Genomic DNA, 26,858 nt, shown 5'->3' with positions numbered 1-26,858 from the left:
ATGATCAGCCAGGGTTACACCATCGCGATGATGATAAAAGTGATTTTTGTGTTTTGCCTGCTTTATATAATCATCCCTTCACGCATCGCCAGTTTTGATGAAGAGGCCGACAAATTCCTGGACAAGGTGTTTATCAGCCTCACCCATTCCACTTTATTGACGATTATAATAGTGCATATTTTAGCCTTCTTGAAACTGTATGACACATTCTCGCTCCTCTTTTCATACCTGGTGGCGTACGTCCTGATAATCAGGCGGAAGGGAAAATCATGGTTCGCCGTGCTTGAAGGCCTCGGCCTGGCCTTGCTTGTCCAGCTGTTCAACATTTCGGAAGGAGACACGGGGTTTGCCGGAGAATCGCGTCGCCGCTTCTACGCGTGGCTTAAAAGACTTAAAAAAGAAGCATGGGGCCAGGTTAAAACGGGTTTCCACGACCCGTTTTACGGGCTTTTTCCCGTCATTGTTTTCATCGGGGCAGCCTTTATCAGGTTCAGGCACTCTGTGTCCCATGCCACGTTTGCAGCTCCGGACTCTTACGTTAGCTTGGCCTGGCAAAAATACCTTAGCCTGAACCAAATATACCACGACGGCGTTTACCCCTTCGGGTCCCATGCGTGCCTTTCTGCCCTGCACAAGACGTTTTTTATCGACCCGTACTGGTTAAGCAGGTTCATTGGCCCATTCATAGGTGTGATGATATTTTTAAGCGTGTATTATTTTGCAGTGAGGATGATTGAAAACAGAGCGGCCAGTTTGATTGCCGCCGTGGTATTCGGGCTTGTTACCAGGCCGGAGTTCCCTTCCGCGATTTCCAGGCAGGTGTCCCTCATCGCCCAGGAACACGCTGTCGTCTTCGTTTTGCCTGGTTTGTATTTCTTCTGGCTATACTTGAAATCGGGCAAGAGGAGATACCTGCTGCTTTTTGCCGAGGCCCTTTCGGTGACGGTCCTGATACATCCTTTTTCCACGGTGTACCTGGGCCTTTGGTCGGCGATAATGATGGCGGTTGCCCTAGTAGTATTACGAATTAAAATAAGAAATATTTTCGACTATGCCGGTTACAGCCTGGCAGCGGTTGCCGCCGGTTTGTTGCCCTTGGCTGTTGGTTTGCTGGGGGGGAAAGATTTTCATGGTTCTTCCGCAAGCTACGTTAAAGCGTACGTTAAAGCCGGGTCGCTAAAACTGGACCTTATGGGTTACCTCCAGAAGATGGTGACTAAAAATCCTTTTATTGATTGCGCGCTGCTATTAATCATTTTCCTAATCCTTTATTATGTTATTTTTGTAAAAGCCAAATATAAAACAGTGCGAATCGCCAGCATAGCCTTTATCACTTTTTTCACGATTCTCCATTACCGGGGACTGGAATTAAACCTGCCCGTATTAATTGACCCGTACAGGACAAGCATGTTTTTGTCAATGATGCTGGCGACCGTGTATTCCTGCGGCTTAGATCTTTTGATTCGCTTGTTCCCGCTTTTTTCTTCTGCCGCGGCTGAACGTGCAAAAAATATATTTTATAAGACTGCTGTTACTGTTCTTTGCCTGTTTGTGTTATATATTTACCCGCCGGGTAAGCTCCAGGCGAGTACCCTTGAATATGAGGCTGCAGTATTGAATTACCTGGTCATCAAAAGGGATTTTAAACCGCTTGACTGGACGATTGTGGCGCCAGCGGAACAATATCAACAAGCGCTTGGTATAGGATGGCATTATGACCTTCTCAGGTTTGTGCAAAGATTTACGCCGGAAGAATTGGAGAGCCCCGACTTTAAACTGCCTATCCCGACACACCACGTCTTTGTTTATGTGGAAAAAGTACCTTTATACTTGGGAAGAAAAGTAATGCAGGCAGATGCCGAAAAAGAGCTTGAACCGGAAGGAGATAATCCTTATAAACAATATTATATAAATGCTGAACAAAGAGGTATCATTGAAGCCAAAGCGGCCAGGCTAATGGAGGCTTACCAAAGGTCGCACGATAACATAACGGTTTTTTATGAGGATGATAATCTAAAAATATACCATATATTTCATGAACCTGATCTTAATGGAAACGGGTGAAAACGGATGGGAAAAAGAGTGCTCCTGACGGACGGACAGCCAAGGAAGACGCTGGCTGCGGTGCGTTCACTGGGTAAAAAAGGTTTGGAGGTGCTGGCGGCTGAAACAACAAGATTTGCTCCTGCGCTGTTCTCCAAATACTGCAAAAAGGCGTTGGTTTATCCCGATCCAAAGAATAAACAGGATCAATTTTTTGGCTGGCTGGTAAAAACTTTGCGGGATTACCAGTGCGACGTGTGCATTCCTATGGACGACGCGACGCTAAAAGTGATTATGGATCATAAGGATGAATTGGAAAGTATTTGCCGTTTTGTACTGCCGCCGGTGGAAAGTTACAGGATTGCCGCCGATAAGGAGCTGTCAGTGCTGGCGGCCCAGCGTGCGGGGCTTCTTTGCCCGGACACTATCGCGCCCGGCAACTTGGAAGAACTGGACGATATTGCGAACCGGCTGGATTTTCCGGTGATCATAAAACCGAGGAACAGTTCTGGTTCACGGGGAATATGCCTGGCCGAAGAAAAAAAGGTTTTTGCCGATACTTATCTCCACGTTCACAGGAAATACCCCTACCCTATTGTCCAGAAATATATATTCCCCACCCAAAAATATGGGCTGTGTTTGCTGTTTAATAAAGACTCCGAACTGAGGGCTTCTTATGTTTACAAGCCAATAAGGCTTTACCCGGTGGATATAGGTTCGAGCACAATACAGGAAAGCGTTTATTATCCCGAACTGATAGATCTTGCCATGACGTTTATGAAAAAGCTGGAATGGTTTGGGCCGATTGAATTTGAATTTATGGTGGACAGGCAGGGGAGAATATACTTTATTGAAGTGAATCCAAGGCTTTGGGCGTCATTAAATACCGCGATACTGGCAGGAGTTGATTTTCCATGGCTTTTGTACAGGTTGGCCATGGAAGGGGATGTGGAAGAAGTGCATACATATATAACCGGACTGATGGGACGCTGGTTGTTGCCTGGTGATATCCTTCATTTCATAGCGAATAAGGACAGGTTTAAAATGGACCCCCCGTTTTTAGCCGGCAAGAAAAGAAATGTGCATGACGACATCCTGTCCTGGGACGACCCGCTGCCGACACTGGGTTTTGTTTTAGCTTGTTTAAGGTACTTGCCGGACCTTCAAATGTGGAAAGAGGTTTTGGGCAGGGGATTAAAAAGGAAAAACAAATAGGGAGCAGGCGAGAAATGAAGGCAAGGATATTGGTTACGGACGGTCAACCCAGGATGACCCTGGCAGTTGTCCGCTCATTGGGCAAAAAAGGGCTGGAAGTGCTGGCAGCGGAAAAGACCAGATTTGCTCCCGCTCTTTATTCCAAGTATTGCAGCCGTTCATTGGTTTATCCCGATCCGAAGAAATATCCTGGAGAATTTTTCAATTGGCTTGTTGAAAGCCTGCAAAAGTATCGCTGTGACGCATGTATGCCCGTGGATGACGCAGCTCTGGAAGTTGTTATGGAACGAAGGGAAGAAGTGGAAAAGATTTGCCATTTTGTTTTGCCGCCGGTAGATAGTTACAGGATTGCTGCCGACAAGGGGCTCTCGGTTTTAGCCGCACAGCGCGCAGGGCTGCTTTGCCCGGAGACTGTGCAGCCAAATGATTTGGAGAAATTAGACGATATAATCAAAAGACTGGAATTACCAGTAGTGATCAAGCCGCGAAAAAGTTCGGGTTCAAGGGGCATAAAGCTTGTAAAGGAAAGAAAGGAGTTAGCCGGGGTTTATCTTAGGGTTCACAAGGAGCATCCTTATCCGATTATACAAGAATATATACCGCCTGCCGCAAAATACAGCGTGTGTCTTCTGTTTAACAAATCTTCTCAATTGAGGGCTTCTTTTGTGCAAAGACAGATCAGGCATTATCCGGTGGATATAGGAACAAGCGTGGTGCAGGAAAGCGTCTTTTTCCCGGAACTGGTAGAGCAGGGATTAAAGTTGTTGAAGGATTTGAATTGGACAGGGATTGCCGAGCTTGAATTCCTGGTGGACAAGCAGGGGAAGGCATACTTCATGGAAATAAACCCGAGGTTTTGGGGCTCCTTGCACCTGGCTGTTATAGCGGGAGTAGATTTCCCCTGGCTTTTGTATAAGCTGGCTGTGGAGGGGGATGCGGAAGAAGTAAATTCATACAAGCAGGGCATAAAATGTCGCTGGCTTCTGCCGGGCGATATTCTTCATTTCATAACCAACAAAGACAGGCTGAAAATGGATCCGCCATTTTTGGCCGGAAAAAAAAGGGATGTTTATGACGACATCCTCTCCCTGGACGACCCGCTACCAGCCTTAGGCTTTCTTTTAGCGTGTTTCAGGTACCTGCTCGACCGCGAAATGTGGAGATTTGTTTTAAAGGGTGATTACTTTGAAAAATATACTGACAGTTGATATAGAAGATTGGTATCACGCTAATGCTTTAAATATTTCAGTAGACCAGTACGAGCATTGCCAGGACAGGATCGAGCAAAGCACTCTTTTGCTTCTTGGGCTGTTGGAGAAACACGACCTTAAGGCGACTTTTTTCATCCTTGGCTGTGTGGCCGGAAAACACCCGGGACTTATTAAAAAAATCGTTGAAAACGGGCATGAAATCGGCTCTCACGGATACTGGCACAAGCTGGTGTATGAACAAAAACCGGAAGAGTTCAGAAAGGAGCTCCTGCACTCCAAAAGTTTACTTGAGGATATCACCGGAAGGCCGGTGAAATTTTACAGGGCACCCTCATGGTCGATCACCAGGAAGTGTTTATGGGCCTTGATAATTCTGGAAGAAGAGGGTTTTACCTGCAGTTCCAGCATTTACCCTTTTAGGAATCCTTTATATGGAATAAGCAAAGCTCCCGGTGGGCCTTATTACCCCGTTGTTGACGGTAAAACCCTCAATATTTTGGAATATCCTCCCACGGTTTTCCAAATATGGAATTATCGTTTTCCTTTTGCTGGCGGCTTGTATTTACGCCTACTGCCGGGATGGTTAATCATCAAGATGCTGGCCAGCGTGAATAAACAAAAGCCGGCAATGGTTTACACGCATCCCTGGGAGACAGACATAAAGCAGCCAAGGTTAAAGGTGCCTGCGCTTATTAAATTCGTTCACTATCACAACTTGGAGACGACAGTAAGAAAACTGGAAGCGTTGTTCAAAAGGTTTAAATTCACCACCCTGGGCGAAGCAATAAAAGGAAAAAAATATCCGGTACTACCATTATAAGGAAAAGGAGGGTTGAACACTTGGGAAAAGTATTGTTGTTAAACCCGCCGGGGAAAAGGCTTTATTTGAGAGACCAGCATTGTTCCACCGTGTCGAAAGCCAGCTATTACTGGCCTCCCATTGATTTGCTAATGCAAAGCGGGATCCTGTCCGCAGAGCATGAAGTGGCTGTTCTTGACGCGCTTATTGAAAGGATTAATGATGCGGTTGCGTTGGAAAAAATAAGAAAATTTAAACCCGACTGTATTGTTTTTATTACCGGGATTTCTTCCTGGCTTGAGGATTTCATATTTATGCAAAAGGCAAAAGAAATTACGGGAGCCGTTTTGATAGGTTCGGGAGGCGTTCTGAGGGAGAGATGCAAGGAAATAATGGAACAGCATCCTTTCCTGGATGCCGTGTTAATGGATTTTACAAGCGATTCCCTCCTGGGTTACCTGAAGGGCAAAGAGGATTTGTATGATATTTGTCTGCGCCGTGGGGACGAAATCGTTTTAAAACCGCCCCAAAAACTGAAGGAGTTTTCCGTTCCGGTTCCCCTGCATGAACTGTTCCCGCTGAACAAATACCGGATACCGCATGGAAGGCAAAGGCCTTTTACCAGCATGCTTACGAATTACGGGTGTCCCTACCAGTGCAGCTACTGTATAGCAGAAAGGCTTGATTTTAAGTACCGTCCCTGGGAGAATATCGTTCCAGAGCTTGAAAAACTTGATTGCCTCGGCATAAGGGAAATCTTTTTCAAAGACTTTACTTTTGGAATTCCGGCGGGTGTCGCCAGGAGAATATGTGAAGAAATGATTTCCCGGTTTCACGGGTTTTCGTGGGTATGCGCGTCCAGGGTTAATGTTTTGGACGAAGACATGTTGAAATTGATGAAAAGAGCAGGCTGCCACACGATCCAGTTCGGCGTGGAGAGCGCGTCCCAGCAAATCCTGGACCACAACAATAAAGATGTCAGGGTGGAAGAAATAGTGAGCATGTTTGAATTATGCTCACGTTTGCGGATTAAAACCCTGGCCCACTTTGTTTTAGGCTTACCCGGCGAAACGGAAGAGACTTTAAAACAAACCATAGAACTGGCCAAGAAAATAAGGTGCGATTACGCGTCGTTTAATGTCGCCATACCCCTTCCGGGGACGACGCTGCGCGAGCGCTGCCTGGAAAACGGCTGGCTGGCGGGAGAGGAGGAAGAACTGGACCCCTCAAGGGGGTATCCCGTGATCGAGACATCGCTTCTGTCCAGGGAAAAACTGTGGAAATTGAGGAATTACGCTATATACAGCTTCTATTTGCGCCCGTCCTATATTTTAAGGATGCTGGCTAATGTCAGGAGCCCCCAGGATTTAATCGATTTGTGCAAGCAGGGCGTTTCTCTGTTATCAAACTGAATTGCCGGAGATAGCTTTTACAAAAGGTGGAGAAGTTCTATGAGTAGAATCTTGGTTGTAATACCAGCGTACAACGAGGAGGAGAACATTGCGGGAGTTATAGTTCAGGTAAAGCGGAGCCTCCCGGGCGGCGATATACTTGTTGTCAATGACGGGTCGGTTGATCGAACGGGAGAAGCGGCCAGAAAAGAACAGGTAATGGTGTTGGATCTTTCAAACAACCTTGGGATCGGGGGTGCCCTGCAAACAGGGTATAAGTTTGCTTTGAAACATGGTTACGACATTGTCGTGCAAATAGATGGGGACGGCCAGCACAGTTCAAGTGAAATACCGGCAATGATAAAGGCACTGCAGGATAAGAAAAGCGATATCGTAATCGGGTCCAGGTTTATTAACCAGGGAGGGTTTAAATCCACCCTGGTCAGAAGAATAGGGATTTATTACTTTTCATTTCTCATTAAAATATTAACAGGGGTGAAGATTTACGATCCCACTTCCGGTTTCCGGGTGTGCGGCAGGGCGGCCATAGAGCATTTTGCATTTAATTACCCTGCCGACTACGCATCCGTTGAATCGATCATCGATTCCCTCAGAAATGGTCTGCGGATCAGCGAAGTCCCGGTTACAATGGCCGAACGGACTGCCGGGGTTTCTTCGATCAGCCGCGGCAAAGCTGTTTATTATATGATCAAGGTGAGCCTGGCTGTTTTTTTCAGTTTGATGAAGGCACCCAAAAAGATAAACCGGAGGTTAGGGGTTTATGAAAAGAATACAAATAATTATGGCGGTTAGTTCTCTTTTTTTTACGTTTTCCGTGGTTCATTTAATAAAAAAAGAACTGCTTGAACTGAAATATTCCTTGCTCTGGCTGTTTTCAGGCGTTTGTCTCGTTTTTCTCGCTGTAAACCCGCTGGTACTGAGCGGCCTGGCGGATTTGTTCGGCATAGCTGACCGTCTCAACATGCTCTTTCTTGCAGGCAATCTTTTTTTGATAGCGATTGTGTTCAGTTTGACTGTTGCCCTGTCCAGGAGTTCGAGAAGAATAAGAAACCTGACCCAGGAAACAGCTTTATTGAAAATTGAACTGGAAAGATTAGCCCAGGGTCTTTCCCGCAATTCTTAGTATTATGCAATTTGAGGTATCGTCTTGAAAAGCTGTATTAACAAAACCGCCGAAATAATAAAAGAATATGCAAAAAGCGATGTCGCCCCGATCATAATGATCAATATACTTTTGAGTATGGTTGCTGTTACGCGGGACATTGCTCTGGCTTCATACCTGGGCACGACTTTGTATGCCGACGTTTTCCTGCTGGCCTTTTTTCTTCCCGACATGGTGGGGATGAATCTTTTATCCGCCTCGATTGTTGCCTCCTGCGTGCCCTTGTACTCCCAAATACATGCCAGGAATAAGGGCTTGATGGGCCTGTGCGCAGCTTACACGACTGCTTTCCTGTTGCTCATCTCGCTGTTTGTGTTCGGACTGTTCGACATCTTCAGGGTAAACATCATTGATGTCCTGGGAAGCGGGCTTTCACCGGAAGCAAAACACTTGTGCCTTGACTTTTTCGCTATTTTTTTGCCGATAATTGTTTTCGCTCCTGCTGCCGCGGCCGGCAATTCTTTGCTGCAGGCGCACGGCCGTTTTGTTGTTTCCGCTTTTGCTCCTGTCCTCTATAACGGCGTTTATTTAGCCGGCATCCTGGCCATGGTGTTTTTGAAAATGCCGGCAGCAAGGGGCGTGTACGTTGTTGCTTATTTTATCGTCATTGCCGTCCTCTCCATGTCCGTTTTGACCTGGGGCGGGTTGTTTTTCAAGGGCAAAATCAAATTTCCGGCTGTTGCAGTTTTCCGTTCTTTTTTCGATAACCGGGCGGCGATATTGGAGGGGATGCGGCAGGTTTTGTCCGCTTTTGTTCCTTACCTGCTGATCCTGCTTGCCGCTCAAAGCGTTTTGTTCAGCGAACGGTACCTGGCCTCATACCTGGAAGTGGGGGCGATTGCCGGGCTGAACTACGCCTACAGGCTGGCCCAGTTTCCCGTCTGGGTTTTTGTCGCCGCGGTGGGCATGGTTATCCTGCCGTCCATGTCCAGGTCCAAAGGATTGGGAGATACCAGTGAATTCAGGGCAACTTTTGCCAGCGCTTTCTGGCTGGTTATAATTGTTTCTCTCCCCCTTTCGATCATCCTCCATGTCCTGCGGGTCCCTATCGTTTCCATTCTCCTGCAAAGGGGCGCTTTTGGACACGATTCGCTGGCCATCACCTCGGGCATATTAGCCGGGTATTCCCTGGCAGTTGCAGGTCTTGCCACCGAGTATATCTGCCACAGGGTATGCCTGGCCATGGGCAGGATGCTGCTGCCGCTTTTGACCACGTCCCTGGCGGCGTCGACAAGCATCGCCTTAAACTTTTTCCTGGTCAATAGGCTGGGTTCGGCAGGCCTGGGATACGGGCTGGCGGTGGGAGCGACCCTTGATGCGGCTGTTTTGCTTTTGGCATTGAAAAAAAGACTCGGATTGTCTTTCAAAAACGGCATGTCAAAGGTCGCCAGGGTCCTTGGGGCTAATTTAATTGTGCTGGTCATCGCCTTAATTTGCGCTTACGCCTGGAATTTTTGGCCCCAGGAAAGCGGCTTTCTGGTCCGCGCCTTGTATGCGGTTTTGGTTGTCCTGCTGGCCGGTATTGGATACTTGAGCGGGCTGCGTTATTTTAAAATCATTTAGCACCATAAATTGGTATTGAGGTGCGGGTTTTTCTTTAAAACTTTTGCCCTGTCTGCTATATTATACTTAATAAGGGGGATTCCCTGGTGAGGGACTGTCTTGTTATAATTCCGGCGTACAACGAAGGCGGTAATATTAAGAAGGTTCTAACTGGTTTAAAAAAGACGAACCCATACATCGACATACTGGTTGTAAATGACGGCTCAACCGATAATACGGAAGCCGTGGTTAGAGCGGAAAAGGTCAGGTTGATTTCGCTGCCCTTTAACCTGGGTTACGGGGGAGCGCTGCAGGCCGGGTTTAAATACGCCGTTTCGGAAGGGTACAGGTATGTCGTCCAGTTCGACGGCGACGGGCAGCATGACCCGGAAGACATCAAAACAATCCTGAATTTGCTGGAAAAAGGGTACGACATCGTTATCGGCTCGCGCTTTTTGGGCCGCGGCGCTTTTAAGACCGGCTTCCTGAAAAGGATGGCCATCAACGTTTTCAGGCTGGTAATCAAAGCTTCCACCGGGGTGAAGGTAACCGATCCCTCTTCCGGCCTCCAGGGACTCAGCCGGAGGACGTTTCGCCATTACAGCGAGATAGGCCACTTCCCGCCGGACTACCCGGATGCCGATGTCCTGATCCAGATGATTCTATCGGGGTTCAAAGTGGTCGAATTTCCGGCCAACATACGGGGAAGGGAATACGGGAGGAGCATGCACGCGGGACTGCGGCCGCTCTTCTATTTTATAAAGATGCTGGTCAGTATCCTGGTGGTTTTGCTGCGACCGAAATTGAAGCGGGGGGGATAGGGTTATGGGCAGCACGTTAAGAATCGTCATTCTATTTACAGGCTTGAGCGCAGTGTGCGCGGTTTTCTACCTGCTGGTTAAAAGGAAAATAAACGAGCGCAATTCCCTGTTCTGGCTTTGCGGGGCGCTGGCCATACTGGTTTTTTCCACGATGCCGGATACGCTGGAAATAATGGCCGACCTGGCCGGCGTCAAGTACCCTCCCACCTTGTTGTTCCTGCTGTCGATACTTGTCATCCTGTTTATTACGCTGCACCAGTCCATCCAAATTTCCGTGCTGCAGGAAAGGGTCAAGGAGCTAACTCAGCGGTTGGCCATCGAACAAATGGACCGCTTTGTTCAAGGAGATGAGGTGGAAGAATATGACGGCAGGTGAGGCGGCTGCCAGCGCTGTAATAAACCAGCTGCAGTATTTCAAAGGCCTGCTTGGCCGTGTTGACGAGGGCTATTATGTGCAGGGCTTGTCCATAACCGCGCTTGTTTTGCTGTTTCTCTGTTTATACCAGAGGGGAAGGGCCCAAAAAGCCCGCAGGCAGCGCGAGGTTTTGGACAGGATAGTGGCGAGTTTCAAACTGTCCAAGGGGGTGGAAGAGAACGCCTCCGAACTGCTGGAAATCTTTGAGCCGCTGGTAAGGGCCGGAGGGTACTATTTTTATATCCGCGATCCCCAAAAAGACAGTTTTGTCCTAAAAGCCGTCAGGCACGCCGAAGACGGGGAAGGGAAGGCAGGCCCCGCTTACAGCGGGCTTTTGCCGTATAAAAAGGAAGAGTACCTGCCGCCGCTTTCCCTGCCGGTCAATTCCCAGCCTTCCACTATTACCCAGGTTAAGGAAGGCGCGATCCCCTTGCTCGTGGTTCCCGTGCAGGGCGGGAGGGCGCTTGTGCGCATCGGCCCGGTGAAAGGCGTGGCCCGGAAAAACAAAGAGATGCTCAATTATATCAGCAGGTCGCTGCAGCCCGTCATCGATGTCCTGATCGATATGGAAGGCCTTAAAAACAGGGTTGATATTCAAACAGCCTCCACCCTGGCCATGCATAACGTTGCCCAGGCAACCATGGATTATGCGGGCACAATCGGCATGATGATGGAGCTGGCTATAAACATGATCGCGGCAAGCGGAGGGGCCTTGCTGGTTTCAAAACCCGACGGGTACGACGTTGTTTATCTCAGCAGGACGGGAGACCAGGCCGGCGAGGTTTTTCGAGTCAATACCGCCGGGCACGGGGCAATCGACAGGGTCCTGGCCAAGGAGGACCTGCGCGCCCTGACAAGGGAGGACCGAGATTTTTACGAGCTGCCCTCGTTTTTAAGCGCCGGCGGCATCGAGGTGGTCATTCTGGTCAACGTGCCAGCCCAAAAGAAAAGGGGGATCGCGGTTTTCTGGTACAACGAGGCGCCGCAGGTTGAGCTTCGTCGGTTTACCGGCCTTCAACTTATGATCAAAAGGGTCTCCGACATACTGGACAGCAAACAAAAGTTTGACGAACTATCCAGGTCTTACCTGGATATGTTGAAAATGATGGCCGAGGCGATAGACAACCTGAACCCGCATACAACGGGCTATTCCGAGCTGATGGCCCGTTACGCGGGAATTATTGCCAGGGAAATGAACCTGGACAAGGAGGAAATTCAGGATGTTGTCCTGGCGGCAGCCTTAAGCAACATCGGTGTCCTGGGTTTCCCCAACGACCTGCTGTTGAAGCCTGGGCAGTACTCGGATTCGGAGTACGAGACCATGAAGCTGCACAGCGAAGTGGGCGCGGCGATTGTGGAGGCGACACTGGGCAATAAGAGAGTGGCCGATTATATCAGGTATCACCATGAAAGAATGGACGGCAACGGTTACCCGGCCGGCTTAAAAGGGGAGGACATTCCCCTGGGTGCCAGGATCGTGGCCGTGGTTCAAACTTTTTTGGCCAAAATAAGCGGCCGGCAGTACAGGGACCCGCTGCCCTTCGAAAAAGCCATGGAACTATTGAAGACGGCTGCGGGGACACAGCTTGACCCGGATGCCGTCAACGCGCTTGTTGGCTGGTTCAAAAAGAAGCAGGCGCAGCCGGCGTCCAGGGGACGGTCCCTGGGGGCTTGCTGGGAGATGAGGTGCGCGCCTCCGGGCATTTGCGCAAAATGCCCGGCTTTCGGCAGGACTGACCGCAATTGCTGGGAGGTGGAAGGCGTTATGTGCGAGGCTCACGGGAACGCCTGCGCGACCTGTTTTGTTTACACGGAATACCTGTACAGGATGGGTCCGAAATTTGACAAGCTGTTGGGGTGAGCCTGGGGTTTGGAAAGGAGAAAAGCTTTTGCGGGGATAAGGAATTTCGCGTTGTATTACGGCCGGGGCAGGGCAGAGGAACTGGCCCGTTTCGACCTGGCCGTTGTTGAACCTTCGGGCCAGGCTCAGGCGTCTCTTAAAACGATGCGGGAAGCGGGAACCCTTGTCCTGGCTTATTTAAGTGCAATAGAAATTTCTCCAGGCGCCGGTGAATTTGAGGCGCTGCAAAAGGAGGATTTTTTGTCGGCCGGCGGAGGCGTACCGCTGATCAACGGGATATACGGCAACAGGATGGCTGATTTGCGGTCGGAAAGATGGAACAGGCTGCTTCGCCGCAAGGCGAGCAGCCTGCTGTCTTCGGGATATGACGGGCTTTTCCTTGATACCATCGGGAATGTGGAGCACCCGGCTCTTTCGCCGGAGTGCAGGGACGGTTTAATAATGGCGGCTGTCAACCTGCTCAAAGAATTCAGGGAAGAATACGAGGGTCATGTCTTCGTCCAGAACAACGGGCTGGAGAGGTTGTGCCTTTACACGGCACGGCTGGTTGACGGGATTTGCTGGGAAAACCCGCCGTTTGCGGAGACGAAAAGCAAAGCGTGGCTTGAGGCGGTGATGAACCGCTTGAAAGCGCTGCAAGAGAAGGCGGGACTCAAAGTGCTGCTCTTGATGGAAGGAAAACAGCCTGGCGAACGCCTTCGCCTGGCCAAAAAGGCGGCGGCGGAAAACGGGTTTCTTTTTTACCGGGCGCCGGAGGATTACCTGGATATATGAATAAAACAGCGGAACTCCTCCCACCAGGGAGGAGTTCCGTTTTGCCTTATTGGACATTGTTTTGCTGGTGGACGTATACCTCGTACCCTAGCTTGCCCAAGGCCTCCTGTATATCTTGCGCCGAGCCCCGGTTGATCCGGAAGACGATCAGGGCATGCCCGCCGGCCGGATACGTGCTGATGTGGGTGATGTTGCCGCCGCAGGAAGCGATGGCGCTGACGACCTCGGCCAGGACGCCGGGTTTATCCTCAACCAGTTTGACGGTGAGGCGGAAGCCTTCCTGCCGCAATCCCATTATCTCGATAAAGGCGTCGAATATGTTGGTTTCAGTGATGATGCCTACCAGTTTGCCGTTTTCCACTACCGGGATACCGCCTATTTTATGGTTTCGCATGAGGAGAGCCGCTTCTTCCAGAAAGGCGTCGGGGCTAATCGTTATGAGTTTTTGTTTGGGGGAAAGGATGTCACCGATTTTGGTTTTGGAAAGAAGGTAGTTCAATTCGAAGATGCTCAGGGACGTGGCGCGGGAAGGGCTGACTTCGCTCAGGTCGCGGTCGGTTACTATGCCGACAAGGCTATCTTTGTCCATGACAGGAAGCCGTCTTATCTTGTTTTGACGCATTATTTCCAGGGCCTGGGCTATCGTCGCCTGCCTGGTGATCGTGATCGGGTTGGGCGTCATTTTTTCTTTTACCAGCATACATGGTTCACCACCTGTTTGAGTAATGGGGTTACCCGCCGAGATAAGCCTTCTTTACCTCTTCGGATTCAGCCAGTTCCCTGGCCGTTCCTTCAAGAACAATCTTTCCTGTTTCCAGGACATAGGCATAGTTTGCAATCGAGAGGGCCATGTGGGCGTTTTGCTCGACCAGCAGGATGGTGGTGCCGCCCTCGTTGATTTCTTTTATGATCGAAAATATTTCCTTGACCAGAAGCGGGGCCAGTCCCATGGACGGCTCGTCCAGCAGCATCAGTTTGGGCTTTGACATCATGGAGCGACCAATAGCCAGCATCTGCTGCTCCCCGCCGCTCAAAGTCCCTGCCAGCTGGTGAAGCCGCTCTTTCAGCCGGGGAAATTTTTCAAAAACGTGTTCCAGGTTTTTCTTAACTTTCTTTTTGTCTTTTTCCAGGAAGGCGCCGAGTTCGAGGTTCTCCAGGACGGACATGTTGGCGAAAACCCGCCGCCCTTCCGGCACTTGGCACACACCGGCTTTGACGATGTCCTGGGCCTGCATGGCGTTAAGCTTCATATTTTCGAAATATATTTCTCCGGTTTTGGGACGCAGGAGACCGGAAATTGTTTTCAAAATGGTGCTCTTGCCGGCGCCGTTTGCCCCGATAAGGGTCACGATTTGCCCCTCTTTTACTTCCAGGGAGATTCCCTTGACGGCGTGGATCGCGCCGTAATAAACGTTGATGTCGTCCAGCTTAAGCATAAGCCACCTCCTCGCCCAGGTAGGCTTCGATAACCCTGGGATTGGATTTGATTTCCTGCGGGCTGCCGTGGGCGATGATCAGGCCGTAGTCAAGAACGTAGATCCTCTCGCATGCTCCCATGACCAGGGACATGTCATGTTCGATGAGCAGGATCGTCAGGTCGAATTCCTGGCGAATCCACTTGATCAGGTTCATCAGTTCCTGTGTTTCGTGAGGGTTCATCCCGGCTGCAGGCTCGTCCAGCAGGAGCAGTTTGGGCTGGGCGGCCAGGGCCCGGGCTATTTCCAGGCGTCTTTGCTGGCCGTAAGGGAGGTTTTTGGCTGTTTCGTCCTTTTTGCCGTCCAGGTTAAAAATCTTCAAAAAGTCGACAGCCTTCCTGGTCAGCATTTCCTCTTCCCGGTGATAGGAGGCCAGGCGCAGCACCGCCGAGGCCGGGCTGTATTTGACGTGTGAATGGTAGGCAATGCGTACGTTGTCGAGCACGCTCAGGTTTCCGAAGAGCCTGATGTTCTGGAAGGTGCGCGCAATGCCGCGCTGCGTTATTTCGTAAGGCTTTAATCCGATGATGCTTTCGTTGTTGAATTCGATATCTCCTTCGGTTGGTTCGTATACCCCGGTAAGCAGGTTAAAGACGGTCGTTTTTCCCGCCCCGTTGGGGCCAATAAGCCCCACCAGTTCGCCGGGCTGGAGTTCCAGGTTGAAATTGCTGACTGCGCTTAAGCCGCCAAAAGACTTGCTCAAATTAGTTATTGCCAGGAGTGCCATACTTTTCCCTCCTTCCCAGGCGCGCAAATAGTTGCATGCTGATTTCCCTGTTGCCCATTAGACCCTGGGGACGGAACAGCATGATGATTATCAGGAGAATGGAGTAAATTACCATCCGCAGTTCAGCCACGCTCTGCAGGGCAGCGTTGATGATTGTTAGACCCACGGCAGCAAGGATGGAACCGGTAATGCTGCCGAGACCGCCAAGCACAACCATGACCAGATAGTCTACGGACCTCAAAAAGCCAAAGTTGTTGGGCTGTAGAATATAGAAGTAATGGGCAAAAAGCGCTCCGGCAACCCCGGCAAAGAATGCCCCGATAGTAAAAGCCATGACCTTGTATTTTGTCGTGTTTATGCCCATGGTTTCAGCCGCAATTTCATCTTCCCGGATGGCGATACAGGCCCGGCCGTGCGTGGAGTTGATAAAGTTTTTAATAAACAAGACAGTGAAGACGGCCAGGAAAAATGACCACGTCCAGGTTGTAATGTGAGGTATGCCGTGGAAACCGCTGGCTCCTCCGACATATTCAAAGTTGATGAACAGCACCTTGATTATTTCTCCAAACCCCAGGGTGGCTATGGCCAGGTAATCTCCCTTTAACCGTAATGTGGGGAGGCCGATCAGGAAGCCGATGAATGCGGCTGCGGCTGCTCCTGCCAGAATGGCTAGAAAGAAAGGCTGGTGAAACTTGACTGTTAAGATAGCCGAAGCATATGCGCCAATGGCCATGAACCCGGCATGACCAATGGAGAACTGGCCGGTGAACCCGTTGATCAGGTTCAAGCTGACAGCGAGTATTATGTTTATGCAGATCAGAACGGCGTTGAGTTCGTAAAACGGGTTCAGTTTTCCTGCGGCAATGGAAAACTGGATGGAACCATAAAGCAGGCATATGGCGAAAACGGTTGCCAGCATCTTTTTGTTGAAGATTTCCCGCATGAGGTCCACCTACACTTTCTCCCGGATATTTGAGCCGAAAATGCCGGACGGTTTTATGATGAGAATTAGAATAAGGATCCCAAAGGCAACGGCGTCGCGCAGAGTAGAACTCCAGTAGCCGCTGACCATGGCTTCTATTATCCCCATCAAAAGACCGCCAACGGCCGCGCCCGGTATACTGCCGATCCCTCCCAGGACGGCGGCGACAAAGGCTTTAAGGCCGGGAATTATGCCCATCAGAGGCGTGATGGAGGTGTAATAGATTCCTACCAGTACTCCGGCGGCACCGGCAAGGGCCGAACCGATGGCAAACGTTGCGGATATAGTCGTATCCACATTGATTCCCATTAGCTGTGCGGCTTCTTTGTCAAAGGAAACAGCGCGCATGGCCTTGCCGACTTGCGTTCTAAAGACGATGTACTGGAGGATTATCATGAGTAAAACCGTTACTGCCAGGATAACGATCTGCTGGTTTGTAATATAGACGTTGCCTGCCCAAAAATTTATCTTGGTTTGGGGGAACACATTGGGGAAGGCCCTGGGCTGCGGAGTGACGATGAGCATTCCGCCGTACTCCAAAAACAGCGAGACGCCTATCGCCGTTATCAGGGCCGCAATCCTGGTTGAATTCCGCAGCGGTTTGTAGGCAAAACGTTCGATAATTACTCCCAGGACCGAGCAAAAAAACATGGAAGACAGCAGAGCAGGGAAAAACCCCATATCAAAAATGGTTATGGCAAAAAAGCCCACGTATGCTCCCGCCATGTAGATATCTCCATGGGCAAAGTTTATCAGCTTTATGATGCCATAGACCATGGTATAGCCAAGTGCGATTAGGGCGTAAATGCTTCCCAGGGAGACACCGTTAATCACTTGTTGTAAGAATGTGTAAAATTGTTCCATGTTTTGCAACTCCAGTTCATGAAAATATCAAGGGCAGTGAAACAGAGAACAGGGGGGAATGATCCCCCCTATTAACGGTGCTGCTGTTTGGTTGATTTACGGATTGACCGACTCTACGAATATCTGATTTCCATCTTTGTCAAAGGAAAGGATAACGGCCGACTTGACAGGATTGTGCTTGTCATCCATGGTTATTGTTCCGGTAACCCCCTGAAAACCTTTGGTGTTTTCCAGGGCGTCCCTTATTTTCGCCGGGTCGGGAGCACCGGCCCGCTTGATCGCGTCAGCCATCAGGTAGGTGGCGTCATAGCCAAGAGCCGCCAGGGCATCGGGAACTGAACCGTACTTGGCCTTATAGTCGTTAACGAACTTGACCACTTTCGGATCGGTACTGAAAGCAGAGTAATGGTTGGTAAAGTACACCTTTTGCAGCGCCTTGGCCCCGGCGATTTCCAACAGCTTGCTGGAATCCCAACCGTCAGCGCCCACAATGGGATTTGTATAACCGAGTTCACGGGCTTGTTTGGCGATGAGTCCGTCCTGTTCGTAATAAGAAGGCACATAGAGGACATCGGGATTGGTTGATTTTATCTTGGTAAGAGGCGCGCGGAAATCCTTGTCTTCGGTGACGAAGGCTTCCTTGGCCACGATTTTGCCGCCTTTTTCAGTGAAGGTCTTTTCAAAGACCTCGCACAAGCCCTTCGCATAGTCGCTGTTCTTTTCAATGAAGATGGCCGCGGTCTTTGCTTTCAGGGTATTCAGAGCGAAGTTTGCGCCGACAAGGCCCTGGAACGGGTCAATAAAACAGTTTCTGAAAATGTACGGTTTTGTTTTCCCGCTGTCGTCAACAGTCAGTTTGGAAGCCGTGCCGGTCGGTGTCAGCAGGGGGATTTTATATTGTTCAGCCACGGGAGAAGCGGCCAGAACGTTTGTGCTGGTTACTGGTCCCAGCAGGGCTACAACCTTGTCCTGCGTTATCAGCTTGGTCGCGCAGTTCGTTGATTCGGCCGCATCCGATTTATTGTCCGCCTTGACCATTTTAAGATTAGCGCCAAGGACTCCGCCCGAAGCGTTTATTTCCGCGATAGCCATTTCCATGGCGTTCATGATGGACTGGCCAAAAGTTGCCACGTTACCGGACAGTTCAAAGTTGGCGCCAATCACGATTTCTTTGGGTTTTTCCGGGGCAGGTGCCTCTTTCTTCGGTGTGCCGCTGCACCCTGCCGCAATAGTCAAAACAAAAGCCACCAGGATAACCAGGACGATCTTTTTGTTTAACCTCATTAGAATTAACCTCCCCTTATTTTCCAATTATTTTCTAAATGATTGTTGCCGTAACGAACCCGTCGTTGTGGAAATGTTTTCGGCAAACCACCCCCATTCTTTTATTCGGCCGGTGCAAAAAATATAAAAGCGCTCGCCTTTTCTAAGCCTGCAACGCCTTATGATTTCCAATGTCGGAATAATTATATAATTGGACAAACGCTTTGTCAATTGGGCGGCAGCGAAAGCAGGCATTCGATGAATACGAAATATTTAGGAATATATTATGTAATATTTATCCAGGATTATGCTTTGCGATTGACTTTGTTACCAGATAGTGTAAAATTAGAAAGTGAGGAAACTATAGAAACCAAATAAGTTTCCAAAGGAGACAACATGAAGGAAAGAATTATCCAGCATGCCGGCGAAGAAATCGGCCGGTACGGGTTCAGAAAATTTACAATAGACGGCATCGCCGAGGCTATGGGAATCAGCAAGAAGACGGTTTACAAGTTTTTTAAGGGCAAGCGGGAAATTGTCAGCGCGGTGGTTGACGATTATATCAAGAGTGAGCGGGCCGCAACAATAGAGGCGTTCCAGGACAGAAAGTCAAAGTCGTGGCTTGACAGGCTCAACGCCGTCTTTTTTCTTTATTCGGAGTACAAGATACCGCTCTGGCTGCTGGGAGAACTGCAGCGTTTTTTCCCTGAAGAGTGGGCCAAGGTGGAAGAATTCCGCAGGTTCAAGAAGGAACTGGTATACAGCCTGCTGGAACAGGGGGCCAAAACAGGCGAGATTAATTCGTGCCTGCACCCGGACGTTATTACATCCGTTCTCGATAAGTCGCTTGACAACCTGCTGGACCTGAATTTCTTGCAGAAGCATGAAATGACCGCCCACCAGCTGGTTGAACAGGTCCGGGACATCTTCGTCTTTGGGATTCTTGCCAGAACGGGAGGAGGCGCTTAATATGAGGCGCGCGTTGTTTGCCGGTTTACTGGTGTTAATCACGGGCAGTGCGGTCATTTCAGGGTGTGCGGCTGATGACAGCGCTCTGAAGGAGAAGACAAAACCGGTAAAAGTGGTGGAATTAAAGGAAGAGACGTACCCGGTATATCTTGAATATGTTGGTTCCATCCAACCGGGCAAATTGAAAAAATACGGCTTTAAAATTTCCGGCAGAGTCGGCAGGGTCCAGGTTTCCGACGGGCAGGCGGTGAAAAGAAACGATCTTTTGGTTTCCCTCGACGGCACGGAGCTTGTACTGGCCGTAAAGGCGGCTGAGAATACCCTGGACCAGGCCAGAAGGGCTTACGAGTTTTCGCGGGATAATTATGAAAAGTATAAATCGCTGCTGGAGGCCGGTGCCATTTCCAGGCAGGATGCCGACCGGGCAAGGCTTGATTTGGCCGTGCAGGAAGCGGCTTACAAAAATGCGGAAATCGACCTGGAAAACAAACGGAATATTCTTAATGACAGCGAAATCAGGACGGAGATGGACGGGTTTGTGGCTGGCATCTTTGTCAAGGAGGGAGAAATTGCGGCTGCGGGTTACCCTGCCGTCGCGGTGAGAAGCGAAAACCTTATAGCGCGGGTAGGCGTGCCGCAGCAGGATGTGGGCAGGATAAGCCCCGGCATGACGGCAAGGGTGATTGTTGACGGCAGCGAAACGACGGGCAAGGTTACGGAAATCGCCCAGCTGCCCGATTCGCAGAGCCGCGCTTACGAGGTGAAAGTAGAAATAGAGAGAAAGGATTTTCCTGCCGGTGCCGCGGCGCGGGCTGTCCTGAAAGTGGGGGAAGAACGCGGCGTTTTTATTCCCATCACCTGCATCCTGAAAAGCGGCCGGGACTTTGTCTTTGTTGTTGAGGAAGGGAAAGCGGTAAAAAGAGAAGTGACCCTTGGGACAGTCAGGGGTACGCAGGTTATGGTCTTCGGGCTGAAAGACGGTGAGAAACTGGTGGTGGAGGGAATGAAGAGGCTGGAGGACAAAGACAAGGTGACGATCCAGCCTTAGAAGGGAGAACTGGCTGGCATGTTGAAAGCAGTTATCGCCAAAGCGATCGAAAACAGGAAAGTAACCATTTTTTTTGTCCTGCTCGCGGTAATATTCGGTTTATACAGCTATTACCTGATCCCCAAACAGGAAAACCCGGATATGAACGTTCCTGTAGCCATGATAACGGTTACTTATCCCGGCGCCTCGCCGGAAGAGATCGAGAAGAACGTGACTGGCAAAATCGAGGACGAACTTACCGGGATCAATGGTTTTGACTACTGCGAGTCATATTCCAGGAACAGTCTTTCCAAGGTGATCATCTGGCTGGAAAACGATGCCGATGTCGAAAAGGCCTGGAGCAAATTGCGCCAGAAGATGGATGACCTGGAGGGAAAACTGCCCGCAGGCTGCAGCGCCGTTGAGGTTAACACGGAGCTGGCTGAAACGGCGGGAATGATCATCAGCCTTTCCGGCGACAATTATTCTTATGAGGAACTGGCCTATTTTGCCGAAGAAATCAAGAAAGAACTTGCAGTCGTAAAAGGGGTTTCCCGTTTCGAAGTATCGGGCAAGCAGGAAAAAGAGGTTCATGTGGAAATAGACACGGCCTGCCTCAACCAGACCAGGCTTTCGTTGGAAGATGTCTCGCAAATCCTGGCGGCGCAAAACACGGAGATACCACCCGGCAACATTCAGGACGGCGGGACAAAGATTGGCGTGCAGGCTCCGGGGAAATTCACCAGCCTGGAGGATATTAGGAACACGATACTGGATGTGTCACCGGAAAACGGTTCTGTTTTAAGGGTCAGAGACATTGCCAGGGTTTCGCTGGAAGATGAAGACGGCAACTGCAAGATCAGGGAAAACGGGGAAAACGCCGTTTTGTTGACCGGCTATTTCCAGGATAATAAGAATATCGTCCTGGTGGGAAAGGAAGTAAAAGAAAGGCTTGATTCTGTGAGGAAGCGGCTTCCCCAGGATCTTAAAGTGGATGAGGTGATTTTCCAGCCCCGCGATATTCACGAATCAGTAACCGATTTTATGAAAAACCTTGTTTTGGGCATGGTGATCGTGGCGCTGGTCGTTTTTTTCGGGATGGGGATGCGCAATGCCAGCATCATCTCCACGGCAATCCCCCTTTCCATCCTCATCGCGTTCGGCTCGATGGGTTTTCTCGGCCTGAAAATCCACCAGATCACCATTGCCGGCTTGATAATTGCGCTTGGTATGCTTGTAGACAACGCCATCGTGATCAGCGACGCCATCCAGGTCAGGTTGGACCGGGAAGAAGAGAGGATGCAGGCTTGCGTACTGGGAACCAAGGATGTGGCTATCCCCGTTTTATCATCCACGCTGACCACGGTGGCCGCTTACATTCCCCTGGCAACCCTGCCGGGGGTTGCCGGCGACTATATTCGGGGTATTCCCCAGGTGGTCATTATTTCCTTGAGCGCCTCTTACCTGGTCGCGCTTTTGTTTACACCCACCATGGCTTTTCTCTTTTTCAAGAAGGGCAAGAGGGAAGCGAGAATCTTTTTATTCTGGCGTTACTTCAAAGCGCTTCTGGACAAGGCGCTGGCGAAAAAAAGGGGGATGTTCGCCGTTATTGCCGCCGCGCTGGTTTTTACTCTTTTATTGGCCCTGAACCTGCCGCTGGTTTTTTTCCCCAAGGACGATAAAAACATTGTGTATATCAATATTTCGGCGGAAAAAGCCGCCGATTTGTCAAAGACCGAAGAGCTGGTGAAAGAGGTGGAGGAGGTCTTGCGAGAACAAAAGGAAGTGGTGAAATACACCAGCGCCGTCGGCTCCGGCCTGCCCAAATTTTTCATGACCGTCCCTTTGGCGATCCAATCGCCGGACTTCGGGCAGGTGCTCATCCAGCTTGACCTGCGCGAAGGAAAGAGGTTTGGCAGTAATACGGAGTTTGCCGATTATCTCCAGCAGGTTCTCGATGAGAGAATCGCGGGGGGGACGGCAACGGTAAAGCAGCTTGAACTGGCGGAGCCAGTGGAGGCGCCTGTGCAGGTCCTGGTCACGGGTGAGCGTTACGAGTCTGTTTCTTCCGCAGCAGAAAGGCTGAAAGAAATGCTCGGCAGGATGGAAGGAACGATCAACGTCAGGGACGACGGCAGTGACGAGTTTTACGAGTACGAGGTGGAGATAGACACCGGCAAAGCCGCTCTTCTCGGGCTTACCAGGTTTGATATTCAAAGGGAGATTAACGCCGCTCTTGAGGGTAAAACCGCTTCCGTTTTCAGGCAGGGCGGCGAAGAATACGATATTATAGTGAAAGGAGACATCAAAACCAAGGAGGAGCTGGAAAACCTGGCGGTAAAGGCGGCGGCGACCGGAAACAAGGCGCTTATAAAGCAGGTGGCGGAAATCAAGCTGGCATCTGAGCTTCCCACCATCAAGCGGTACAACAGGGAAAGAACGATAAAGGTTTTGAGCGATGTAAAACCCGGATACAGCGCGGTAACCACAGAGGACCGGTTGGAGCAAGAGCTGAGGGGACTGGATTTGAGCGATGTCCGGGTTGTTTTCAACGGGGAAAGGGAAAAAATAAGGTACCATTTCGGCAACCTGGGAACGGCCTCTGTTTTTGCCGCCCTGATCATTTATCTGATCATGCTGATACAGTTCAACTCACTGGTGCAGCCGCTGATAATCATGACCACCATCCCGCTTTCCGCAATAGGTTCTGTAATCGGACTTTTTCTTTTCAGGCAGCCGCTTTCGTTCATGGCCCTCCTGGGAGTGGTAAGCCTGATCGGTGTGGTGGTGAACAATGCCATTATCATGCTGGATTATATCAATTCTGAACGTTCAAGGGGCATGGAGATGGAAGAAGCCTGCCGGAGTGCAGTGGAAAAGCGGTTCAGGCCTATTCTCATGACAACGGCCACGACTGTCCTGGGACTAATTCCGCTGGCCATGAGCGGCACACTCTTTGTGCCTATGGCCGTATCCCTGATGAGCGGTTTGGTAGTGGCCACTCTGCTGACGATGGTGGTCATACCTGCCGTCTATGCGGTGGCGGAAGGCAAAAAAATAATAAATGCACCTCCCCGCGAGTTTTGACATATAGTAAGTCAGAACTCGGAGTAAGGGGGAAAAGCTTTTGTTCTGGACGACGGTTCTTTTTTCACTGGCTCTGAGCCTGGACGGTTTGGGGGTAGGGCTTTCTTACGGGCTTCAGAAGATAAAAATTCGCGTGCTTTCTTTTGCAGTCATTTGCTTGTCTTCGGCGGCGGCCGTGGCGGTTTCCATGCTGGCCGGGAGCGCGGTGGCCTCATTCTTGCCAGCCTGGCTGGCCAGCATTGCGGGCGGCCTTTTTTTAATCGTGCTCGGCGGTTGGATCATCATGCAGAATTTTATCCTATACCTTGTACCGGCACGGATTTACCACTTCAGGCTGCCGGGCCTCGGACTGGCCATCAGTATACTGAAAGAACCTGCCGAGGCCGACCTGGACCGTTCGGGGACGATCGAACTGAAAGAGGCGGCGCTTTTGGGCGCGGCCCTGGCGATGGATGCCCTAGGAGCGGGTTTTGGCGCCGCCCTGTCGGGGTTCGATCCTTTCTGGACGCCGGTTGTCGTGGCCGCCAGCAAGTTTTTACTCGTTTCCCTGGGGCTTTTTATCGGCAAAAATTTTGCCGCCGGCGGGCTGCGAAATGAATTATGCCTGCTTCCAGGCGGCATAATCTTGCTGTTGGGGGTAACAAAACTTATAAAACTATAGTATAATAAACTTATCCGGACATGGAGGCATGCTGGCCGACAGGAAAGGAAAATTAAAACGGTCCCTGCAGTTGAGGGATAACCTGAGATAAAGGGGGAATCATAATTATGCGCGTGTTCAATAAAGATTACCCGTGAGGCTCGGTCGCTTCGGCAGGTAGTCTTTCTTCATTTTTAATGGATGGAGGAATGACAGTATGGAAAAAAGGCTCGGCGTGGTGGGGATAGTGGTCAAAAGCAAGGAAAATGTGCCGCGGCTGAATGCTGTTTTAAGCGAATTCAGCGAGTGCATCGTCGGGCGTATGGGCGTACCGTACAACAAGAGAGGGATTTCCGTCATTTCGTTAATAGTTGATGGAACAACGGACGAAATCGGGGCCTTGACGGGAAAACTGGGAAGTTTAAAAGGGGTTATTGTCAAATCGGCTTTGACCAAGATAAGCGAAGGTTGAAGCCCGGCTGAATTGAAAGTTTTGTATTTTAACGGGAGGTCGTTTGGATTATGAAAATAACCACAAAAATGATTACCCGCAGCGCTTTAATTCTAGCGCTGGCTATTGCCGTGCAAAGCGTCAGGATGCCGCAGTTTGTCACGGGACCGGTTGTCAATGCCCTGCTTTTTCTGGCCGCGAGTCTGATAGGCCCGGTCAGCGCCGCGCTGATCGGGTTGTGCACACCGGTTATTGCTTTCGCTTTCGGGATCATGCCTTTGGCTCCTGCCGTACCGGTGATTATCCTGGGAAACGTCACGCTGGCCCTGGTTTTCGGCTACCTGCCCAAAAACCCTTACCTGGGCATGATTGCCGCCGCAGTGGCCAAATATGGCGTAATGACGCTGGGGGTATATTATCTGCTGCCCTTGCTGCTGAAAATCAACCTGCCGCCTAAAATCGTGGATATGCTCACCACCCCGCAGCTTTTTACCGCCCTGGGCGGCGGCGTCCTGGCGCTGGTGTTATTGAAAGCCCTCAGCTGGTTGAAGAAGGGATAGTATGCCATACCAGGCAATATCTGCACGGCTTGCCGCGTCATATGGTCCGGGGAAAAGGGAAAAATAGAAACAGGCTGGCGGTTGTTCCTTTGGGCTGGCGAGGCGGCATTTGCAGCTGGCTTGCGCATAAGCTTGCCGATAGTTAGTCCCGACCGCCAGCCTGTTTTTGCCCCGTGTATAAAACGTTTATGGCCCCTGAATACCTTAAGCATTAATATGTAATATAATGAAAAGTAAAAAAGATTGAAAAAAACTAAACTTACTGGTATTATAGTAATATACAGGCAGACGAAGAAAAGACCGGCATATTCTAAACTTATGCCTATTATTCTTAATAAAAATCGGGAGGAAACCGAAATGCAAAAAAGGGAAAGTAAAAAAAAGAGATATATAAAGCCCAGCCTGGTTAAACATGAACAGCTCAGGGAGGTAACTTTGCGGAGCGGACACCCCAGACCGTCCCCGGTAGGGTAAACAAGCATATATGAACTGTGACCTTGAACCCACCTGCATCTACAGGTGGGTTGCTTTTAATTGAAGGCAAGCGAGATGAGGCTGCAGATGACAATAACCGGATGCGTAATGTCCCGGGACGACGAAAAAACGCTGGGCGAGTGCCTGTCAAGCCTAAGCGAAGTGGCGGACCGGCTGGTGGTGGTCGATACCGGTTCGCGAGACGGGACGCTGGAGATAGCAAGGGAACACGGCGCGGAAATCCACCGTATTAAATGGGCCGACGATTTTTCCTCAGCCCGCAATTATGCCCTGGAGCAAGCAAAGGGCGATTGGGTTGTCTTTCTTGACGCCGACGAGTATTTGCGGGCCGATGCGGCATGGCTCAAAAAAGCGCTGGCAGCCGAAACGAAAGATGTGCTTCTTTGCGCCTTGTATAACCTGGGCATCCAGGAGAACGGGCCGGTTTACGGGGGAGGCGTTGCCAGGATTTTTAAAAACGACAGCCGGATACGTTACCGCCGCCCGGTTCACGAGTACCTGTTCCATGCGGAAAGAGAGTTGAGCTGCGCCGATTACCGGCGCGAGGTCGGCATTTTTCATAGCGGCTACGACCAGGAGAAAATGAAGGATAAAAATAAATATGGAAGAAACGTTTCCTTGCTTTTAAAGGAGTTGAAAAAAGACTCCGCTGACGGGGAGATACACTTTTATCTCGCCGACATGCACCGGCTCGCCGGGGACTGGGAAAAGGCCATGTTTCACCTGGAGGCAGCCTTACAATACAATTCGTTTAGGAAGGAGACATACCTGCGGTTTACACACATCAGTAAAGTCATGACGATGATTGAAAGTCAAAAGTACGCCAATGAAGAAATCATGGAGGCGATTGAAAAGGGGCTCGCCATTTTTCCTTCCAGCATCGAGCTTAAAGTATGCAGGGAAGTCGTTATGGTTAAGGTTGGAAAGCGAGCGAGGAAAGCGCTTGAAGACGTGCAAGATAGCCTGCGGCTTTTTGAAATGGACAATACTGCCTGGCCTTTAGATGATCAAATGATGCCTGAGGTTTGCAGGTTGTTGAAAAAATCTGTTGGCGAACATTGAA

General features: G+C 50.1%; 25 protein-coding genes. 19 read left to right on the top strand and 6 right to left on the bottom strand.

Features of this window, described 5'->3' with window-relative positions:
• From NUV48_01545 to NUV48_01490, 12 genes are all read left to right on the top strand, one after another.
• Positions 1-2,064, top strand: a complete 2,064-nt coding sequence (locus tag NUV48_01545; protein MCR4440821.1) for a hypothetical protein — start codon at positions 1-3, stop codon at positions 2,062-2,064.
• 6 nt (positions 2,065-2,070) lie between these two features.
• Positions 2,071-3,258, top strand: coding sequence for an ATP-grasp domain-containing protein (locus NUV48_01540; GenBank protein ID MCR4440820.1), 1,188 nt, complete (start codon positions 2,071-2,073; stop codon positions 3,256-3,258).
• A gap of 14 nt (positions 3,259-3,272) precedes the next feature.
• The gene (locus tag NUV48_01535; protein ID MCR4440819.1) at positions 3,273-4,466 is read left to right on the top strand and encodes an ATP-grasp domain-containing protein; all 1,194 of its coding nucleotides are present in this window, start codon (positions 3,273-3,275) and stop codon (positions 4,464-4,466) included.
• Positions 4,444-5,289, top strand: coding sequence for a DUF3473 domain-containing protein (locus NUV48_01530; protein ID MCR4440818.1), 846 nt, complete (start codon positions 4,444-4,446; stop codon positions 5,287-5,289). Before NUV48_01535 ends, NUV48_01530 begins: the two co-directional genes overlap by 23 nt.
• A 20-nt stretch (positions 5,290-5,309) precedes the next feature.
• On the top strand, positions 5,310-6,680 hold the full coding sequence (locus NUV48_01525; GenBank protein MCR4440817.1) for a radical SAM protein: 1,371 nt from the start codon (positions 5,310-5,312) through the stop codon (positions 6,678-6,680).
• A 39-nt stretch (positions 6,681-6,719) separates the two neighbouring features.
• Positions 6,720-7,472 carry a glycosyltransferase family 2 protein gene (locus tag NUV48_01520; GenBank protein MCR4440816.1) on the top strand — a complete coding sequence of 251 codons (753 nt, stop codon included), beginning with the start codon at positions 6,720-6,722 and terminating at the stop codon, positions 7,470-7,472.
• Entirely contained in the window at positions 7,441-7,803 is a 363-nt protein-coding gene (locus NUV48_01515) for a DUF2304 domain-containing protein (GenBank protein MCR4440815.1), read from the top strand. The genes NUV48_01520 and NUV48_01515 overlap by 32 nt, the downstream gene beginning before the upstream one ends.
• Positions 7,804-7,827: 24 nt before the next feature.
• The gene (locus NUV48_01510) at positions 7,828-9,405 is read left to right on the top strand and encodes an MATE family efflux transporter (GenBank protein ID MCR4440814.1); all 1,578 of its coding nucleotides are present in this window, start codon (positions 7,828-7,830) and stop codon (positions 9,403-9,405) included.
• Positions 9,406-9,491: 86 nt separating this feature from the next.
• Positions 9,492-10,205: a glycosyltransferase family 2 protein gene (locus NUV48_01505; protein ID MCR4440813.1), complete on the top strand. Its 714-nt coding sequence runs from the start codon at positions 9,492-9,494 to the stop codon at positions 10,203-10,205.
• Positions 10,206-10,209: 4 nt separating this feature from the next.
• A complete protein-coding gene (locus NUV48_01500) occupies positions 10,210-10,581 on the top strand; it encodes a DUF2304 domain-containing protein (protein ID MCR4440812.1) in 372 nt (123 codons plus the stop codon).
• Positions 10,568-12,481 (top strand): HD domain-containing protein, encoded by a 1,914-nt coding sequence (locus tag NUV48_01495; GenBank protein MCR4440811.1) that lies wholly within the window; start codon positions 10,568-10,570, stop codon positions 12,479-12,481. The genes NUV48_01500 and NUV48_01495 overlap by 14 nt, the downstream gene beginning before the upstream one ends.
• 9 nt (positions 12,482-12,490) lie before the next feature.
• The gene (locus NUV48_01490) at positions 12,491-13,255 is read left to right on the top strand and encodes an endo alpha-1,4 polygalactosaminidase (protein MCR4440810.1); all 765 of its coding nucleotides are present in this window, start codon (positions 12,491-12,493) and stop codon (positions 13,253-13,255) included.
• A gap of 46 nt (positions 13,256-13,301) precedes the next feature.
• Here the strand turns inward: NUV48_01490 and NUV48_01485 are convergent, their stop codons facing one another.
• The 6 genes from NUV48_01485 to NUV48_01460 form a co-directional block, all read right to left on the bottom strand.
• Entirely contained in the window at positions 13,302-13,955 is a 654-nt protein-coding gene (locus NUV48_01485; protein MCR4440809.1) for a CBS domain-containing protein, read from the bottom strand.
• Positions 13,956-13,986: 31 nt separating this feature from the next.
• Entirely contained in the window at positions 13,987-14,691 is a 705-nt protein-coding gene (locus NUV48_01480) for an ABC transporter ATP-binding protein (GenBank protein MCR4440808.1), read from the bottom strand.
• On the bottom strand, positions 14,684-15,457 hold the full coding sequence (locus NUV48_01475; GenBank protein ID MCR4440807.1) for an ABC transporter ATP-binding protein: 774 nt from the start codon (positions 15,455-15,457) through the stop codon (positions 14,684-14,686). The genes NUV48_01480 and NUV48_01475 overlap by 8 nt, the downstream gene beginning before the upstream one ends.
• Entirely contained in the window at positions 15,435-16,400 is a 966-nt protein-coding gene (locus NUV48_01470) for a branched-chain amino acid ABC transporter permease (protein ID MCR4440806.1), read from the bottom strand. The genes NUV48_01475 and NUV48_01470 overlap by 23 nt, the downstream gene beginning before the upstream one ends.
• Positions 16,401-16,409: 9 nt before the next feature.
• Positions 16,410-17,303, bottom strand: coding sequence for a branched-chain amino acid ABC transporter permease (locus NUV48_01465; protein ID MCR4440805.1), 894 nt, complete (start codon positions 17,301-17,303; stop codon positions 16,410-16,412).
• A gap of 96 nt (positions 17,304-17,399) precedes the next feature.
• Positions 17,400-18,587, bottom strand: a complete 1,188-nt coding sequence (locus NUV48_01460; protein ID MCR4440804.1) for an ABC transporter substrate-binding protein — start codon at positions 18,585-18,587, stop codon at positions 17,400-17,402.
• A 375-nt stretch (positions 18,588-18,962) separates the two neighbouring features.
• Here NUV48_01460 and NUV48_01455 point away from each other — a divergent pair, with 375 nt between their 5' ends.
• The 7 genes from NUV48_01455 to NUV48_01425 all read left to right on the top strand — a co-directional run bounded on the left by NUV48_01455 (position 18,963) and on the right by NUV48_01425 (position 26,857).
• Positions 18,963-19,535 carry a TetR/AcrR family transcriptional regulator gene (locus NUV48_01455; protein MCR4440803.1) on the top strand — a complete coding sequence of 191 codons (573 nt, stop codon included), beginning with the start codon at positions 18,963-18,965 and terminating at the stop codon, positions 19,533-19,535.
• A 1-nt stretch (position 19,536) separates the two neighbouring features.
• Positions 19,537-20,583: an efflux RND transporter periplasmic adaptor subunit gene (locus NUV48_01450; GenBank protein MCR4440802.1), complete on the top strand. Its 1,047-nt coding sequence runs from the start codon at positions 19,537-19,539 to the stop codon at positions 20,581-20,583.
• A gap of 18 nt (positions 20,584-20,601) precedes the next feature.
• On the top strand, positions 20,602-23,649 hold the full coding sequence (locus tag NUV48_01445) for an efflux RND transporter permease subunit (GenBank protein ID MCR4440801.1): 3,048 nt from the start codon (positions 20,602-20,604) through the stop codon (positions 23,647-23,649).
• Positions 23,650-23,689: 40 nt separating this feature from the next.
• Entirely contained in the window at positions 23,690-24,310 is a 621-nt protein-coding gene (gene ytaF, locus NUV48_01440; protein ID MCR4440800.1) for a sporulation membrane protein YtaF, read from the top strand.
• A 196-nt stretch (positions 24,311-24,506) separates the two neighbouring features.
• Positions 24,507-24,761, top strand: a complete 255-nt coding sequence (locus NUV48_01435) for an iron-only hydrogenase system regulator (protein MCR4440799.1) — start codon at positions 24,507-24,509, stop codon at positions 24,759-24,761.
• Positions 24,762-24,811: 50 nt separating this feature from the next.
• Complete coding sequence (locus NUV48_01430) at positions 24,812-25,300, top strand: ECF transporter S component (GenBank protein ID MCR4440798.1); 489 nt, start codon at positions 24,812-24,814, stop codon at positions 25,298-25,300.
• A gap of 534 nt (positions 25,301-25,834) precedes the next feature.
• Positions 25,835-26,857, top strand: coding sequence for a glycosyltransferase (locus NUV48_01425; protein ID MCR4440797.1), 1,023 nt, complete (start codon positions 25,835-25,837; stop codon positions 26,855-26,857).
• Position 26,858 lies beyond the last annotated feature (1 nt).

The organism is Peptococcaceae bacterium (assembly GCA_024655825.1).
Taxonomy (GTDB): domain Bacteria; phylum Bacillota; class Peptococcia; order DRI-13; family PHAD01; genus JANLFJ01.
The sequence above is the reverse complement of the archived record's forward strand: the minus strand, read 5'-3'. Positions and strand labels throughout refer to the sequence as shown.

Coding starts and splice junctions, on each gene's coding strand:
- NUV48_01545 (MCR4440821.1), top strand. CDS start 1: ATGATCAGCCAGGGTTACACCATCGCGATGATGATAAAAGTGATTTTT.
- NUV48_01540 (MCR4440820.1), top strand. CDS start 2,071: ATGGGAAAAAGAGTGCTCCTGACGGACGGACAGCCAAGGAAGACGCTG.
- NUV48_01535 (MCR4440819.1), top strand. CDS start 3,273: ATGAAGGCAAGGATATTGGTTACGGACGGTCAACCCAGGATGACCCTG.
- NUV48_01520 (MCR4440816.1), top strand. CDS start 6,720: ATGAGTAGAATCTTGGTTGTAATACCAGCGTACAACGAGGAGGAGAAC.
- NUV48_01515 (MCR4440815.1), top strand. CDS start 7,441: ATGAAAAGAATACAAATAATTATGGCGGTTAGTTCTCTTTTTTTTACG.
- NUV48_01500 (MCR4440812.1), top strand. CDS start 10,210: ATGGGCAGCACGTTAAGAATCGTCATTCTATTTACAGGCTTGAGCGCA.
- NUV48_01495 (MCR4440811.1), top strand. CDS start 10,568: ATGACGGCAGGTGAGGCGGCTGCCAGCGCTGTAATAAACCAGCTGCAG.
- NUV48_01485 (MCR4440809.1), bottom strand. CDS start 13,955: ATGCTGGTAAAAGAAAAAATGACGCCCAACCCGATCACGATCACCAGG.
- NUV48_01480 (MCR4440808.1), bottom strand. CDS start 14,691: ATGCTTAAGCTGGACGACATCAACGTTTATTACGGCGCGATCCACGCC.
- NUV48_01475 (MCR4440807.1), bottom strand. CDS start 15,457: ATGGCACTCCTGGCAATAACTAATTTGAGCAAGTCTTTTGGCGGCTTA.
- NUV48_01470 (MCR4440806.1), bottom strand. CDS start 16,400: ATGCGGGAAATCTTCAACAAAAAGATGCTGGCAACCGTTTTCGCCATA.
- NUV48_01465 (MCR4440805.1), bottom strand. CDS start 17,303: ATGGAACAATTTTACACATTCTTACAACAAGTGATTAACGGTGTCTCC.
- NUV48_01460 (MCR4440804.1), bottom strand. CDS start 18,587: ATGAGGTTAAACAAAAAGATCGTCCTGGTTATCCTGGTGGCTTTTGTT.
- NUV48_01455 (MCR4440803.1), top strand. CDS start 18,963: ATGAAGGAAAGAATTATCCAGCATGCCGGCGAAGAAATCGGCCGGTAC.
- NUV48_01450 (MCR4440802.1), top strand. CDS start 19,537: ATGAGGCGCGCGTTGTTTGCCGGTTTACTGGTGTTAATCACGGGCAGT.
- NUV48_01445 (MCR4440801.1), top strand. CDS start 20,602: ATGTTGAAAGCAGTTATCGCCAAAGCGATCGAAAACAGGAAAGTAACC.
- NUV48_01435 (MCR4440799.1), top strand. CDS start 24,507: ATGGAAAAAAGGCTCGGCGTGGTGGGGATAGTGGTCAAAAGCAAGGAA.
- NUV48_01430 (MCR4440798.1), top strand. CDS start 24,812: ATGAAAATAACCACAAAAATGATTACCCGCAGCGCTTTAATTCTAGCG.